This is a genomic window from Micromonospora sp. USAFONa4, assembly GCF_057197825.1.
On sequence record NZ_CM170072.1, the window covers coordinates 1,050,725 to 1,065,577 of the forward strand.

Annotated in this window: 8 protein-coding genes, 1 tRNA gene and 3 pseudogenes; 5 read left to right on the plus strand and 7 right to left on the minus strand. The window is 71.0% G+C overall.

What is annotated here, in order from left to right; genetic code table 11:
* Window positions 1-43 precede the first annotated feature (43 nt).
* From AC0OO9_RS04030 to AC0OO9_RS04040, 3 genes are all read right to left on the minus strand, one after another.
* Window positions 44-637, minus strand: a complete 594-nt coding sequence (locus AC0OO9_RS04030) for a recombinase family protein (protein ID WP_484517844.1) — start codon at window positions 635-637, stop codon at window positions 44-46.
* A 374-nt stretch (window positions 638-1,011) separates the two neighbouring features.
* The gene (locus AC0OO9_RS04035) at window positions 1,012-2,265 is read right to left on the minus strand and encodes an MFS transporter (protein ID WP_484515689.1); all 1,254 of its coding nucleotides are present in this window, start codon (window positions 2,263-2,265) and stop codon (window positions 1,012-1,014) included.
* A gap of 5 nt (window positions 2,266-2,270) precedes the next feature.
* Window positions 2,271-2,855 carry an ArsR/SmtB family transcription factor gene (locus AC0OO9_RS04040; RefSeq protein WP_484515690.1) on the minus strand — a complete coding sequence of 195 codons (585 nt, stop codon included), beginning with the start codon at window positions 2,853-2,855 and terminating at the stop codon, window positions 2,271-2,273.
* 365 nt (window positions 2,856-3,220) lie between these two features.
* Between AC0OO9_RS04040 and AC0OO9_RS04045 the strand changes: the two genes are divergently transcribed.
* Window positions 3,221-4,594, plus strand: a complete 1,374-nt coding sequence (locus AC0OO9_RS04045; protein ID WP_484515692.1) for a radical SAM protein — start codon at window positions 3,221-3,223, stop codon at window positions 4,592-4,594.
* Between the two features lie 7 nt (window positions 4,595-4,601).
* Entirely contained in the window at window positions 4,602-5,222 is a 621-nt protein-coding gene (locus AC0OO9_RS04050; RefSeq protein ID WP_484515694.1) for a flavoprotein, read from the plus strand.
* A 42-nt stretch (window positions 5,223-5,264) separates the two neighbouring features.
* Here AC0OO9_RS04050 and AC0OO9_RS04055 read toward each other — a convergent pair.
* The 4 genes and pseudogenes from AC0OO9_RS04055 to AC0OO9_RS04070 form a co-directional block, all read right to left on the minus strand.
* Window positions 5,265-6,461 (minus strand): annotated as a pseudogene (locus AC0OO9_RS04055) (IS110 family RNA-guided transposase).
* Complete coding sequence (locus AC0OO9_RS04060; protein WP_484517845.1) at window positions 6,454-6,948, minus strand: integrase core domain-containing protein; 495 nt, start codon at window positions 6,946-6,948, stop codon at window positions 6,454-6,456. Before AC0OO9_RS04060 ends, AC0OO9_RS04055 begins: the two are co-directional and overlap by 8 nt.
* A pseudogene (locus AC0OO9_RS04065) lies at window positions 6,906-7,040 on the minus strand (DDE-type integrase/transposase/recombinase); the annotation flags it as partial. The gene AC0OO9_RS04060 and the pseudogene AC0OO9_RS04065, both read right to left, overlap by 43 nt.
* Window positions 7,041-7,350: 310 nt before the next feature.
* A tRNA-Leu gene (locus AC0OO9_RS04070) sits at window positions 7,351-7,434 on the minus strand.
* A 222-nt stretch (window positions 7,435-7,656) separates the two neighbouring features.
* Here AC0OO9_RS04070 and AC0OO9_RS04075 point away from each other — a divergent pair.
* From AC0OO9_RS04075 to AC0OO9_RS04085, 3 genes and pseudogenes are all read left to right on the plus strand, one after another.
* Window positions 7,657-8,295, plus strand: a pseudogene (locus tag AC0OO9_RS04075) (tetratricopeptide repeat protein); the annotation flags it as partial.
* 2,897 nt (window positions 8,296-11,192) lie between these two features.
* Window positions 11,193-13,826, plus strand: a complete 2,634-nt coding sequence (locus tag AC0OO9_RS04080; protein WP_484515696.1) for a fibronectin type III domain-containing protein — start codon at window positions 11,193-11,195, stop codon at window positions 13,824-13,826.
* A gap of 27 nt (window positions 13,827-13,853) precedes the next feature.
* Entirely contained in the window at window positions 13,854-14,849 is a 996-nt protein-coding gene (locus tag AC0OO9_RS04085; RefSeq protein ID WP_393170917.1) for an AAA family ATPase, read from the plus strand.
* The last annotated feature ends 4 nt before the right edge of the window (window positions 14,850-14,853 follow it).

A 14,853-nucleotide genomic window follows, 5' to 3' on the forward strand; every position in this document is an offset into this window, starting at 1 on the left:
GTGGCACAGGTTCGCTGTCTGGCTTGTCGCGCCCAGGTCCGCCTCACGAAGCGAGAAGCCGGGGTGGGGCGGCGAGCAGTTGGTCGTGCTGGCCGGTGGTGGGCGGGGCCAGGACTAGCGAGGTGGGTCGGCTGGCGGGCTGCGGTGGGGTGAGTTCGGGTAGGGCCTTGTAGAGGGTGCTGCGGGAGACGCCGAGCAGTTTGGCGATGGAGGACATGGAGCGGTTGGGCTCGGCGAGCAACTGGAGCGCGTACACGACCTTCTCAGGGGTCATGGCTGGCGGTCGGCCGAGGCGTTGCCCACGGGCGCGAGCGGCGGCCAGGCGCTCGTTGGTATTGGCCACGATGATGGTCCGTAGGAACTCGGCCAGCACGGCGAAGACGAACATCCCGCCTGCGGTTGTGGTGTCGAGCTTCTCGTGCAGGGACTGGAATCCGACGCCGTGGCGCTTGAGCCGGCCGACAATGCCGATCAGGTCCTCCAGCGAGCGGCCAAGCCGGTCGAGCCGGTCGAGCGAGACGACGGTGAGCACATCGCCGGGCCGGATGTACTCGAACACCCTGGCCAGCTCGGGCCGGTCGGTGTTCTTGCCGGAGGCCCTGTCGAAGAAGCACTTGGCGCAGCCGGCGGCAGTCAGTGCGGCTTGCTGGCGGGCGAGGTTCTGCTCGCGGGTGGAGACCCGCCCTTAGCCGACGAGCACGCCTGCAAGCGGAGTCGGAGCGAGCAGGTCGCTCTCGGTGGGGGTGGGGGTCACGTCGTCCAGCGTGCCCGATAAACCCGTCGTCGCGTTGTTGGACACACCGACTACTCGGACGGGTTTTTCGGACGCAATTTACCCATCCTGGCAACACATCTTGATCTTGTCTGGAAAACGATCGATTCTCAGACAGTCCTGAGCGGGTCCTGCGTTAGATCAACTTCTGAGCGTTGTTTGAGCTGACAGCTACAGACGGGCCGGGTGGACGGCAGCGAGGCCTGGTTGACCATGCGATGAGCAGATGGCCTTGTTGGTCAGGTCGCTCGTGCCGTCGCCTTCAGGGTTATGTTGCGCACGGGTCCGCTGGTAATGCAGGCGGCGGCGCCGGCGAGTGCGAGGGCGGCGGCGGCGAGGAACGCGGTTCGTAACCCTGCCTGATCGGTGATGAGTGCGGCGGCTGCGATGGACAGTGGGGACACGCCGACGGTGGCGAGGGCGAACAGGCTCATGGTGCGGCCGAGAATGTCGCGGGGTGTGTCGGCTTGGATGATCGGTAGGACGATCCCGGCGACGGCACCGCCGACCGCGCCGAGGGCAACCGAGAGCGTAAGGGTGGCCGGTAGGTCGGCTGCGGCGGGGAAGAGGCTCATGACGATGGCGCCTGCGCAGGCTGCGCCGGCGACGACGAGCCCTGGTGCAGGTAGGCGTCGGATGATGATGAGGACGAGTGCAGCTGCTGCGGCGCCAGCGCCAAGGGCCGCCATCAGCCAGCCGAGGCCTTGAGCTCCCCACTGTCGTTCGGCGGCGAGGGCTGGAAAAGCGGTGTTGATGACCCCGTTCACCGCGAACTCGAGCAGCGCGACCATGAGGAGCAGGTTGCGTATCACGGGCTTGCCGATGGCGTAGCGGAGCCCTTGCATCGCCTGGCGGACGACGCCACCGCCGCCGTCCCGCTGCTCGGCCACAACGGGGCGGATGCGTAGGGCTGTCAGGGCTACGGCCGACACGGCGAAGGTGGCGGCGTTGACGGCGAAGGAGGTGGACGGGCCTCCGATCGCCAGAAGGAGACCGCCGAGAGGAGCGCCGATCAGGACGGCGGCGCGGGTGCCGAGGGCGCGCAGATTCTGGACTCGGACGAGTTGGTCATGGGCTACGACGAGCGGGGCGAGGGCGTTGGTTGCGGGATAGAAAAGTGCGTCGATAACGCCGAAAGTCAGTGCGAGTGCCAGGAGCAGGGGGATCGTTGCACCAGCGGCGGCGATCACGGCGGCCGCGAGCATGAGCAGGGCACGCAGGATGTCGCTGCTGAGGGCGACGCGTCGAGGGCCGAGGCGGTCGACGAGCGCCCCGCCCAGGAGCATGAAGAGCGCGCGGGGCACGGCGCCTGCGGCGAGGACCAGACCGGCGCCGGCTGGACCTGCCTCCTGTACGGCGGTCCACGCGATCGCCAGGAAGAAGATCTGGTCTCCGATGAGGGAGACCGGCTCGGCGGTCAGCCAGCAGAGCAGCCGCCAGCGTGGTTGGTTCGACGTGACGACGGCGGATGAAGTCTTTGTGGCCTCGGTCATGAGGGTCACCTCATTGGGAAGGCATGGACGAACACGAACATGCTGCGCGTCGCTTCTTCAGCGGCAGGGGCAGCGCTGTCGGTCGGGCGGCTTTTGTTCCGGAAGCGCAGGAGCACCTCGGTGAGTTGCTCGCGCAGGAGATCCACCTCGGCGCGGCTCAGGTTGAGGACCATGTCGGAGCCGAACGCGGCGGCGCGGAACTCGTCCTCGGCGTCCGGACCGCCCGCGAAGAACTCCTGCAGATGCTCGAAGTGGATGCCAGCCTGGCCACGGTGCAGGACCTCTAGGTCACTCACCGTGTCGGAACCGAGACTGTCGGCAGTGAAGGAAAGTCCCTGGGTTGATCGCTTCCAGTAGCGCTCCCGACCTCGGGCAGGGGCCGCGTCGTCCTCCTCTAGCACGCCCAACTCGGCCATCCGCGAGAGATGGTAGAAGGCCAGCTGAGCAGTGGTTCCCACATCCTTGGCCAGGCTCGTAGCAGTCGCCGAGCCGCGCTTGGCGAGTGCGTAGTACAGACGTAGGCGCAGCGGGTGGGAGAAGGACTTCAAGACCTCCACCTGGGCCACTCGCCTGGGTTGCTGTTCGTCCACAGTGTGGACGATACGTGACGGACGGACCTTATTCAAGAGTTCTTGAATTAACGGCCGATCGAATGTTTCAAGGTTTCTTTTACAGGATCCCTTGACTCACTAAATCGATGCGAGCTAGCTTCATCTCGCGGCCGCACCCATCGACACATCTGGCTCTCTACGGGGGGAGGTGCTCCACATGTTCGACGACGCCCTCATCACCACCACTGCTGGTGGACCGGCAGACCGCAACGTGAACGTCATCTGCTGACTTTCCCCTTCGGAAAATGCAGTAGATCTACAAGGGCCGGGTGCCGCTGTACAAGCGGCACCCGGCCCCTGTATCCAAGCACCGCATTCGGCGTCGAACGGGGAGGACAAGCAACATGGAGAAGGTAAGCCGGTACAAGGTCATCAGCCGCAACTCGTACCTCGCTCCTGGTGGAGACGCGGTTCGTCTGGTCTACGCCACCCGTGTCAGCAAGGTCCTACCAGTCAAGGAGGCCGTCGCCAACCAACTGGAACTCGGTGAGGTGCCGGCTCTCAACGAGGAGCAGTTGGACACCCTGCGCCGCTACCAGCTGATCATCCCCGACGTCGAGGACGAACTTGCCACCATCACCAACCGGTTCGTCGCGGACACGAGCGATCGCACAAGGCGCCACATAGCGCTGTTTCCCACCGCCTACTGCAACATGGGTTGCACCTATTGCGGCCAAACCCACCGCCGGACGACACTTCGGGCGAACCACCGAGACGCGGTTCGACGCCGGGTGTCCGCGATCATGCAGCACCCTGAGACCACTGCGATGCGTCTGGACTGGTTCGGTGGTGAGCCGCTGATGGGATTCGCGGTGATCCGCGATCTCTCCCGATCCTTCGTTCCGCTGATCGAGGATAGAGGGCTCGACTGGGCTTCCGTCATCGTGACCAACGGGGCGCTGCTCGACATCCGCAAGATCCGAGTCCTGGCGCAGGAGTGTCGAGTCACGCACGCCGAGATCACCATCGACGGTCCGCCCGAAACGCACGACAGGCATCGCCCGCTGAAGAGTGGTGGGACATCGTTCTGGCGGATCGTGGAGGCGGTCAGCCAAGCGCTCGAGGACGAGGCAACCAGCGGGTTGACCTTCGGCATCCGCACCAACGTCGACGTCCACAACGAGGATGCCGTCTATGAACTCCTCACGCTGCTAGCCGAACGCGGCTTCGCTCACCCACGGGTCCGCTTCGCCGTTAAGCCCGTGCATTCATGGGGTAACGATGTCAGCGCCATCGAACTAGGTAAGCGGCACTTCGCTGAGCGCGAGGCACGATGGCTGACACTCATGCGCCATCTCGGGCTCAACTTCGAGGTCCTTCCTCCCAGCCCGGCGACCGTGGTCTGCCCAGCCGTGACTCGCTCCGACGAACTCATCGCCCCCGACGGAAACATCTTCTCCTGCAGCGAACAGCCGCTCGTTGACCACCTCGCCGACACCGCCGTCGGCGACATCACCCAGCCATGGTCTCAGGGAGCCGATCTACGTCCTGAGGGGGCATACGACGACTGGCCCCAAGAGGTAGGACAGGGCCAACGGTCCTGCTCATCCTGCGAGTTCTATCCGTCCTGCGGCGGCGCGTGCCCCAAGCTGTGGAGAGAAGGCCACGGCCCCTGCCCCAGCTTCAAGTTCAACACGCAGCAACGCCTCGACCTCATCGCCGAGATGAACGGGCTAACCGGCACCCCCGCACTCGCAGCCGCACCTAGCAGGCGATGACGCCATGATGACCGAGACCCTCGACACCTCAGAAAACTCCCCCCGCAAACGGCTCCTTATTGGCGCCTGCGGCGCCGCGTCCGTCGTCATGCTGCCCAGCTACCTCGCTGCCCTACGGGCCCAACTCGGCTGTCAAACCACCGTGGTCCTGACAGCTGCGGCAACGCGATTCCTGCCTCCCCATACGGTTAGCCTCTTCGCCGACGAAGTTGTGGACTCCACCGACCCGGAAGCTTCCTTCCGCACCAACCACGTCAAGTTGGCTACCAGCCACGACCTAGTCCTCGTACTTCCCGCCACCGCCAACCTGCTGGCTGAAGTCGTCCACGGGCACGCCCCCAGCCTGCTAACCGCAGTTATCCTGGCCGCTCCCACCCCCGTGCTCCTAGTCCCTGCCATGAACCGGCTGATGTGGTCTAAGCCCGCCGTACAACGCAACATCCAGCAAAGCCGTGCGGACGGCTTTGAGATCATCGAACCGCAGTGGCGTGAAGGGTTCGAAGTCTCCAGTAAACGCATGGCCGATAACCCCTCCATGCCTGCACCTCATGACCTAGCGGACCTCATTGGCATACGCCTCAAAGAAGCGTCCGCACCGATGGCTGGCTCTGTTCCTGCTACCCGCTGAGGCCAAGGCCGCCCCCGGCCGGGGGTGTCCCTATGGACTTCGTCAAGTGGCGATCGAGGCGACTGGGCGGGGTTGGTAGGGGATCTTGTCACGGAGCATGGCGTATAGGACGTCGCAGCGGCGTCGGGCGAGGCAGATGAGGGCGGCGTTGTGGCGTTTGCCTTCGGCGCGTTTGCGGTCGTAGTAGGCGCGGCTGACCGGGTCGGCCAGGGCGGCGAACGCAGCGAGGAAGAAGGCTCGTTTGAGGTTCTTGTTGCCGCCTCGGGGTGGGTGTTCGCCGCGGATGCTGCTGCCGGATCGTCGGGTGACGGGGGCGAGTCCGGCGTAGGCGGCGAGGTGCCCGGGAGTCGGGAAGGCGGTGCCGTCGCCGACTTCGAGCAGGATCCGGGCTGCGGTCCTGACACCGATGCCGGGCATCGAGGTCAGGACCGGGACAAGAGGGTGTGCATCAAGCATCCCTTCGACCTCTTTGGCGACCTGGTTGCGCTGGCGCAGGACGTCACGAAGGCTGTCGGCGAGGCGAGGCAGGATCGTCTCCGCCCCTGGGTGCCAGGGACGGTGACGGTCTGCTCGTCGAGGGCGGTCATGATCTGCTCGACGAGGCGTTCACCCATGCGTGGTGCGTGGACGGCGGCGATGGACAGCAGTTTGCGGCGGCCGGCCTTGCGCAGGCCAGCCGGCCCGCCGCAGCGGGACAGCAGATCCAACACGGCTTTGTGGTGCACTTTCGGGCCGAGAACCCGTTCCAGGGCGGGGTGATCTGGCTGAGCAGCCCACGGATCCGGTTCGAGATGCGGGTGGCCTCGCCAGCAAGGTCGTCGTCGAAGCCGACCAGGACTTCCAGCTCGGCCAGGCCTCGTCGCCGACGTCGACTCGCCGCAGCGTATGCGCAGGGCGCGAGCGGCGTCAGCGATCACGTAGGCATCACGGGCATCGGTCTTCGCCGCACCGGGGTGCAGGTCAGCGATGCGGCGCATGACCAGGCCGGGCAGGTAGGCCACCTGATGCCCGCAAGCCCGAGCGACCGCGACCGGCAGGGCGCCGATCGAGGCGGGCTGATCGACCACCACCAGCACGCGACCATAACGGGCGAGTTTGTCGAACAGTGGCCGCAGCCGGGCCTCCGTGTTCGGCAACGCCGCGTCATGCAGCCGCTTGCCGTCCGGCGCCAACCCGACCGCGTGGTGACCCCTCTTTGCCGACGTCCAAGCCGAGGTAGATGCCATAACCGTCATTCACCAGACCCCGCCTCCACGCATCTGAGGTCCCCCGGGATGTGGACACCGGGTGATGCCGCGATCTGGTGCAGCGTAGTGGGTGTGAGGGTCTGCTCGTAGTCGGCGGGGCTGAGGTAGCCGAGTGCAGAGTGGCGGCGTCGGTGGTTGTAGAAGGCGATCCAGCGGAACACGTCGCGGCGGGCGTCGGCCTCGGTGGCCCACCGGCGGTGGTCGACGTCGAGTTCACGTTTGAGGGTGGCGAAGAACGCCTCGGCCAGGGCGTTGTCATACGACGAGCCGATTCGTCCCATCGAGCGTCGGATGCCGTGGCGTTGGCAGGCGTCGGCGAAACCGCCGCTGCCGTATTGGGCGACCCTGTCCGAGTGGAAATCACCCCGTCGACCCGGCCGTCGCGGGCGGCGACCGCGGCGTCTAGGGCGTCGAGGGCGTCGAGGGCGTCGAGGGCGTCGATGATCAGGCTGGTGCGCATGTGGGTGTTGATCGACCAGCCGATCAGGCGGCGGGTGGCGATGTCGATGACCGTGGCCAGGTAGAGCCAGCCGGTCCCGACGCGCAGGTAGGTGATGTCGCCGCACCACCGCTGGTCCGGATTCGGCCGCTGGCATCGACCGCCGCTAGGCGGTACACCTTTGCCTCGGCCCGCTGCTGCGCGACCGCTGGCATCGGTAACGGAGCCCGTCGCAGGGGTGCGTGGGAGTCACGAGGGTTGCCTCGCCCACGGTCCGGCAGAAGAACCGGGGAAACGACAGAAGTCAGAGAGGGCTCAACCACAGCGACCACCGCCGTCGACCGACACAAGGTCAGCGAGGTTGGTCGCGAAGATCAGATTCACGTGGTCAAGGAGCCTTGACCACCAGTACGTAAGAGACGGCATGAATGCCGCAAATTTGTGTCCGAGGGGGGACTTGAACCCCCACGCCCTATACGGGCACTAGCACCTCAAGCTAGCGCGTCTGCCATTCCGCCACCCGGACCTGCTCGTCCAGCCTACCGTGTCGACCGAGGGGATCTTCCACCCGTCGGCCGCCCTGGTGGGCCGCACGGGGAGTTACTGTACACGGCCCGGGTGGATCATGCACATCAGCTTCCGGCCGATGGGTCGCCGCAGGTCGGACGGGTGACCTGACCCGTGTGAGCCGCAGCCAACCGGTGGACCTGGGTAGCGTCCGACAGGCCTCACGCGGCAGCATGGCCACGTGTCCCATCCCTCTCCCCTGGCCGCCGTGCAGCACCGGGCGCTCGCCCTGCGCGCCGCGGGCGATCTCTACTCCGCCCGTCGACTGCTCAACGACGCCGTCGGCTCCGCCCGGCCGCCGTACGGCAAGGACCACCCGGATGTGCTGAGCACCGCGCACCTGCTGGCCCGCCTGCACCGGGAGGCGGACGACCCGGGTGCCGCCCGGCGCGTGCTGGAGGAGGCGTTCACCGCCGGCGAGCGCCTCTGGCCGCCGTCCGACCCGCTGATGCTGGCGCTCTCCTTCGAGTTGGCCGCCGTGGCGGACGAGCTGGGCAACCGGCACGAGGCGCGCCGCAACTACACCCGCGTCGCCACCCTCGGGCCCGCCGTGCTCGGTGCCGACCATCCTGCGGTACGCACGGCACGGCAGTATCTCGGCGACGCCGCTCCCGCCCCTCAGCCCGCCCCGCCGGCCGCGCAGTCCGCCATGTCCGCGCTCTCCGAGCCGACGATGTCGCTGGCGGTGCTCTCCACCACCTGGCGGCCGCACGAGCCCGCCGCAGCCGGCCCCCCGCAGCCGCCCGCCACGCAGCCGACGCCGCACGTCGCTAGCGGTCCGCCGGCCGCCCCGTACACCCCGCCGATCCCGCCGCCGCCACCCGTTCCGGGCGTACGCGGCGTGGGACGCGCCACCCCGGTCGCCCCGGCGTCGCACCCTGCGGTGTCCCCGCAGCCGCCCTACCCGGCCGGCCACGCGGCGCAGATGCCGCCCGCGCCGCCGCAGCCGTATCCGGCCCCGCCGCAGGGCGCCCAGATTCCGCCCCCGCCGGTGGTGCCCGCCCCGCCCCAGCAGCCGTGGGCCCCGCCGCCGCCACCCCACGTGCCGGCCCCGCCGCAGGCACCGCATGCCCCCGGGCGAGGGCAGGCCACCCCGTACGCCGCCCCGCCGCAGCGGATCCCGCCACCACCGACGATCCCGCCGCCGCCGGTCGTGCCCGCGCCACCGGGGCCGGCCCGTGCCGCCGTACCCCCGCCTCCGGCCGTGCCGCCCTCGGCGCAGCCGCCGTACGCCCCGGCGGTGCCCATCCCGCCGCCGGTCGTACCGTCGGCGTCCACCGCCGCCCCGGCGCATCCTCAGGCGCCGTCGGCTCCCGTGCCGCCGCCCCCGGTCGTCCCGGCGCAACGCCCCGCACCGGCGCCACCGCAGTCTCCCTGGGCGCCGTCCGCCGGGCCGACCCCACCGCCGGCGATGCCGGGTCCCGCCACGCCCGCGCCGCAGCGCCCGCCGCGTCCCGCCCCGCCTGCGTCGGCCGGGGTGGCCTCCGTCGTTCCGGCCCCAAGGACGGCGCAGCCGCCGGCACCGCCGGCGACGGCGGCCCCGGTGTCGGCTCCGCCTGCCGTGCCGCCACCCGCTCCGCCGCTCCCGCGTCACGCGGCCGCCGCTCCCGTCGTCGCCGCGCCGGAGCCGCCCGCCCCATCCGTGCCGGCCACGCCGGAGGCACCCGCCGCGCCTGTGCCGGCCACGCCGCAGCCACCAGCCCCATCCGTGCCGGTCGCGCCGCAGCCACCCGCGCCATCCGCGCCGGTCGCGCCACAGCCGTCCGTCCCTTCCCCGACCGGAGCCGAGCCGGCCGCGCAGGCGAGGGCTGCGGTGCCCCCGACGGGGCCCGCCGTTGCGCCGCGACACCGGGCCGCCGACGAGGCGTCCCCGACCGTCGGCCCGTCGGCCGGGACGGCGGCGCCTAGAGCCGAGTCCCCGTCGAGCACCACGCCGCCCGCAACGACAGCGGGGCCCGCCGCCGAGCCGTCCCCCACCACCGGTGCGACCAGCGCCGCGGCACCCGGACCGGGCGCGCCGTCTCCCGAGCCTGCCGCACCGGACGTCCGGCCCTCGCGGCTGACCGGCTCCGTCGACGAGGCCCCGCGCGCAGCCGCCCCGGAGGCGACCGCCCCGGCGTCGGACGCGGCGGCGCCGCCGGAGGCGCCGGAGCGCCCGGCGGGGCCGGCGCCCGGATGGGCCAAGCCGACCATCCAGGTCAAGCAGATCGAGCCGCTGCTCGCCGAGGAGATCGCTCGCGCCGCCGGCACTCCCGCCGGACCGGATGCTCCGGTCAGCCCCGCCCGGTCATCCGAGACGCCACCGCTCGACACGCCACCGGCAGCGGCACACGCCGCGCCGGTCAGCTCGCAACCGATCAGCGCACCACCAGTCAGCGCACCGCCGATCAGCGCACCGCCGTCGTCCTCCGTCAGCGCGCCGCCGATGCCTCCGGTCAGCGCACCGCCCGCGCACCCGACGAGCAGCCCGCCCGTCAGCGCACTGCCGGCGCACCCGACGAGCAGTCCACCATTCAGCACACCGCCCGCGCATCCGACGAGCAGTCCACCATTCAGCACACCGCCCGCGCATCCGACGAGCAGCCCACCGTTCAGCACACCGCCGCGGGGCGTCAGTACGCCGCCGGTTCCCCCCTTGCCGCCGATCCCGCCCCCGCCGTCGGTGATGCCACCGCCGGTCAGCGTGCCGCCCGCTGTTCCGCAGCAGTTCAGCGCGCCGCCCGGGATTCAGCCGCCGGTGAGCGCCCCACCCGGCGGCCAGCCGCCGGTGAGCGCGCCGCCGTGGAGCATGTCCGCGCCGCCGTGGAGCAGCACGGCTCCCCCGCAGGCGCTCACGGGCGCGCCGACCGACGCCGACACCGACGCCGAGCAGCCGGACGTCGAGGAGGAGTTGGAGCGGGCCGAGTCGCAGCGGCAGCGGGAGGAGGTGGAGCAGCCGGAGCCGGAGCGGGAGCGGGTCGACGACCTGCCGCCGGCGTACCTCGACATCGACGAGACGTTCCCGATGAAGGCGCAGCCCGTGCGGACCCGGGCGACGGCGGAGCACCCCGCGCAGCAGCAGGCGCCGGCCTTCCCGCCGCCGCCGGCGTACCCGATGATGCCGGAGCCCGAGGAGGGCGGCCGGAACCGTACGGCGGTCATCGTCGCGGTCATCGTCGCGGTCCTGGCCGTGGTGGCGCTCGTCGGCGTGGGCGTGCTGGTGCTCAACCGGGACGCGGCGGCGCCGACGGGACCCGCCGCGCCGTCGTCCGCCGCGCCGTCCGCGTCGGCGGCCGGACCGCCGCCGGGCGGGCTGACGCTGAAGGACGACTCGGCGACGATCACCCTGAACTGGACGGACCCGGCGGGTGGCGGGGTGCCGTTCATGGTGGCCGGCGGCCGTACCGGCCAGGCGCTGGGTGTGATGGCCACGGTGGACCCGGGCCGGACCAGCTACACGGTCAACGGGCTGAACTCGCGGGTGGACTACTGCTTCACGGTGCTGGCGGTCTACTCGACGGACTCGTTCGCCACGTCCGGGCAGGTCTGCACGGAACGGGAGGGCGACACGCCGTCGAGCTGACCGGACACCACGGCGCGGCGCACACGCTCGGTGTCCACAGGGGGACGGTGCGGGTTCCCATGCCCCCGACCCGGCCATATGATGGCACCCGGCTCAGGGGAGGGTCGCCGTCATGGCGTGCCACCTGCCAGGGACGACACGGGAGGCAGCCGGTAGTGGCCACCATCGACGACGCCGGGCACGCCGGCACCGGCGCCCCGCGTCCCCGGCCCCGCCGGATGCGCGGCGGGGTCGTCACCATCGCGACGGTGGCCGCGCTGCTGGCCGCCATGGGGCTCACCGTCCACGGTCTCGGCGCGGCGGACAACGCGGTGGCGAGCCACGACGCGAGTTCCTGGCTGTGGAGCGCCGCGCGCAGCGAGCTGGCCCGCGTCAACGGGATCACCGCGCGGGTCGACACCCGCGTCGGGATCCCGGGCGCCCGCCGGCACCCGGTGCAGGTCACCCAGACCGACCGGCTGCTGGTCCTGCGGGACCTGAACACCGGGCAGGTCAGCTCGCTGGATCTGGCCACCCTCCAGATCACCGCGACCACCCGGACGACCCCGGGGCTCGGCGTCAACGTCGCCCTGCACGAGGACGCGGCGTTCGTCGTCGACGCCGTGCAGGGCGTCGTCCGGCAGCTCGACCCGCGGTCGCTGACCCCGATCGGCGAGCCGGTGCGCTACCCGCCGGGCATCACCGGCGGATCCTTCGACGGCGAGGGCCGCCTGTGGATCGCGGTGCCCAGCGAGGGCACCGTCTCGGCCGTCACCGCCGCGCCGCTGCCGTCCGCGCCCGCGTCGGCGGCCCCCGCCGGGGCGGGCCTCAGCCCGAAGAAGGTCGAGACGTACGACGTCGCGGACGCCAGCCACGAGCTGGTCGTCTCCACCCTGGACGACGGCGTCGCCGTGCTCGACCGTACGGCCGGGGCCCTGGTGCGGGTGCAGGGCGGCAAGGTCCGGACGACGTCGCTGACGATGGCCGCGCCGGGCGCGCTGCCGGAGCGGACGAGCGGGCCGGACGTGCCCGTGACGGTGCCCGGCGAGCGGCGGGTGCACGTGGTCGACAGTGGTGGCGCGGTGCGGGCGTTCACGGTGCCGGGCGCGGGCGACCAGCTCAGCCCGGCCGTGGCGTGGGCCGGCCGCTACTACTGCGCCGACGAGGCGTCCGGCACGGTCTACGCGTTCGACTCCGGCGGCCAGCTCGTCGACACCATCCGGGGCCGGGGCACCGGGCCACTGGAGTTGGAGGTGCGGGAGAACCACCTCTTCATCAACGCCCCCGACTCGGCGACCGCGCAGGTGGTGGACGACAAGCACCAGGTCCGCGAGGTCGACAAGTACGCCAACGACGTGCTCGGCGGCGACCCGCCGCCGGCTCCCCCGCCGCCGCCCCCGCCGAAGAAGCCCGAGGTGGGCAAGCCGGGCGCCCCGCGCGGCGTCACCGCCGCCGCCGGCAACGCGCAGGCCCGGGTGAGCTGGCGGCCGGCTCCGGCCAACGGCGCGGAGATCGTCCGGTACGTGGTGCAGGGCGCCGGCCAGCGTGTGCAGGTGGGCGCCAACCAGCGGGCCGTGGAGATCAAGGGCCTGACCAACGGCGAGACGTACCGGTTCTCGGTGCACGCGGTCAACGCGAAGGGCGACGGTCCCGCGCGCACCAGCAACCCGGTGACGCCGACGGCCGCCGTGCCGGACCCGCCCGCCGCCGTCACCGCGCAGGAGCGCCCGGACGGCACGGTGCTGGTGAAGTGGCCGGCCGCCAACGGGCAGGGCAACACGATCGCGAAGTACGTGGTCACGGCCACGTCGGCGGGCACCAACGCCCCGGCCGGCGAGTCCCGCAGGACGGAACTGGTGGTGCCGGCGGGCGAGTTGGAGTACGGCACGCAGTACGCGTTCACGGTGGTGGCGGTCAACGACCGGGGCGCCGGTTCGGCGGCCTCGCCGGTGAGCAACACCGTCGTGCCGTACGCGCCACCGGAGCGGCCGGCTGACCTGCGCGCGACCACTGTGGCCGACCGGCCGGGTGCCGTCGCGGTGCAGTGGTCCCCGGCGGTGGCCAACGGCCGGCCGGTGACGAAGTACGTCGTGGACGTGGGCGGGCGCAGCAGTGAGGTGACCGACACCCGGGCCACGGTGGACGGGTTGGGCAACGGCCAGAACGTCACTGTGAAGGTGCGGGCGGTCAACGAGGCCGGGCCCGGCCCGGAGGCCACCGCCACGGCCCGTACGGTGGCCGAGCCCCGCGTCACCGTGACGGGCTCCTCGGCGACCGCCACGTCGGCGACGGTGACGTTCACCGTGGACGCGGGCGGCGGCAAGGCGACCTGCTCGCTGAGCACGGGCGGTGAGCCGGCGAAGGCCGGCAACTGCTCCAGCATCACGATGACGGGCCTGACCCCGGGCACGGCGTACACGTTCACCGTGACCGCGAGCAACGCCGCAGGCAAGGGCACCGGCACCCGCGCCCAGGCGACCGACGCCCTCTACGGCATCGCGACCTGCCGCAACGGGCCCGACGGCGACCAGCGGACCTACTGTGACAAGGACGTCGACGGCCGCAACGGCAACGAGATCTTCTCGGTGCCCCGACAGGACAACGACAGGCAGGTCGGCTGGGCGAAGCCCGGCACCCGACTGAAGGCGCACTGCAAGAAGTCGGGTGAGAACGTCGACTCCTGGATCTACAACAACCAGAAGCAGAGCACCTGGTGGGTGCAGGTCGACTTCAAGGGGAAGAACTACATCCCCTGGGCCTGGCTCAACCTGGAGGGCGGCGACGACATCAAGGACCTGCCCACCTGCTGACCCACCCAGGCAAGGAGCACCACCCGCGTGAACACCCCGGAACCGCTCACCCAGCAGGAGGTGCAGGGCTTCGCCGCCCTCGCCGCCCGGCTGGCCGAGAACGTCAACGCGGTGGTGCTGGGCAAGCCCCAGGTGGTCCGGCTGGCGCTGACCGCGCTCTTCGCCCAGGGGCACGTGCTGCTGGAGGACGTGCCGGGCGTCGGCAAGACCACCCTGGCCCGGGCCGTCGCGGCGACCGTGAAGGGGCAGTGGCGGCGCATCCAGTTCACCCCGGACCTGCTCCCCTCCGACGTGTCCGGGGTGACGATCTTCAACCAGGCCACCCGTGGCTTCGAGTTCCACCCAGGCCCGGTCTTCGCCAACATCGTCATCGCCGACGAGATCAACCGGGCGTCGCCGAAGACCCAGTCGGCGCTGCTGGAGGTGATGGAGGAGCGCACCGTCACCGTCGACGGCGTCCGGCACCCGGTGCCGCAGCCGTTCCTGGTGGTGGCCACCCAGAACCCGGTGGAGATGGACGGCACGTACCGGCTGCCCGAGGCCCAGCTCGACCGCTTCCTGGTGAAGCTCTCCGTCGGCTACCCCGACGAGGCGGTCGAGGTGGAGGTGCTGCGCGGGGCGACGGTCCGCTCCCCCGAGGCGCTGACGGCGGTCACCGACACGGCCACCGTCGGGGAGATGGTCCGCATGGCCCGCCGGGTGCACATCGCCGAGCCGCTCTACGCGTACGCGGTGCGGCTGGCCGCGGCCACCCGCACCCATCCGCAGGTGCGGGTCGGCGTCAGTCCCCGGGGCGTGATCGCGCTGACCAGGGCGGCGTGCGCGTACGCGCTGATCGACGGGCGGGGCTGGATCATGCCGGAGGACCTGAAGACCCTGGCCGAGCCGGTCTTCGCGCACCGGCTGCTGCTCACCCCCGACGCGCAGGTGCGTGGGGTGACCGCCGCCGAGGTGCTGCGTCAGGCGGTCGCCTCGGTTCCGGTGCCGCTCCCCTCGGGCCAGCCGGCCCCGGTCCAGGGCTGACCGG

Coding starts and splice junctions, on each gene's coding strand:
- AC0OO9_RS04035 (WP_484515689.1), bottom strand. CDS start 2,265: ATGACCGAGGCCACAAAGACTTCATCCGCCGTCGTCACGTCGAACCAA.
- AC0OO9_RS04050 (WP_484515694.1), top strand. CDS start 4,602: ATGACCGAGACCCTCGACACCTCAGAAAACTCCCCCCGCAAACGGCTC.
- AC0OO9_RS04045 (WP_484515692.1), top strand. CDS start 3,221: ATGGAGAAGGTAAGCCGGTACAAGGTCATCAGCCGCAACTCGTACCTC.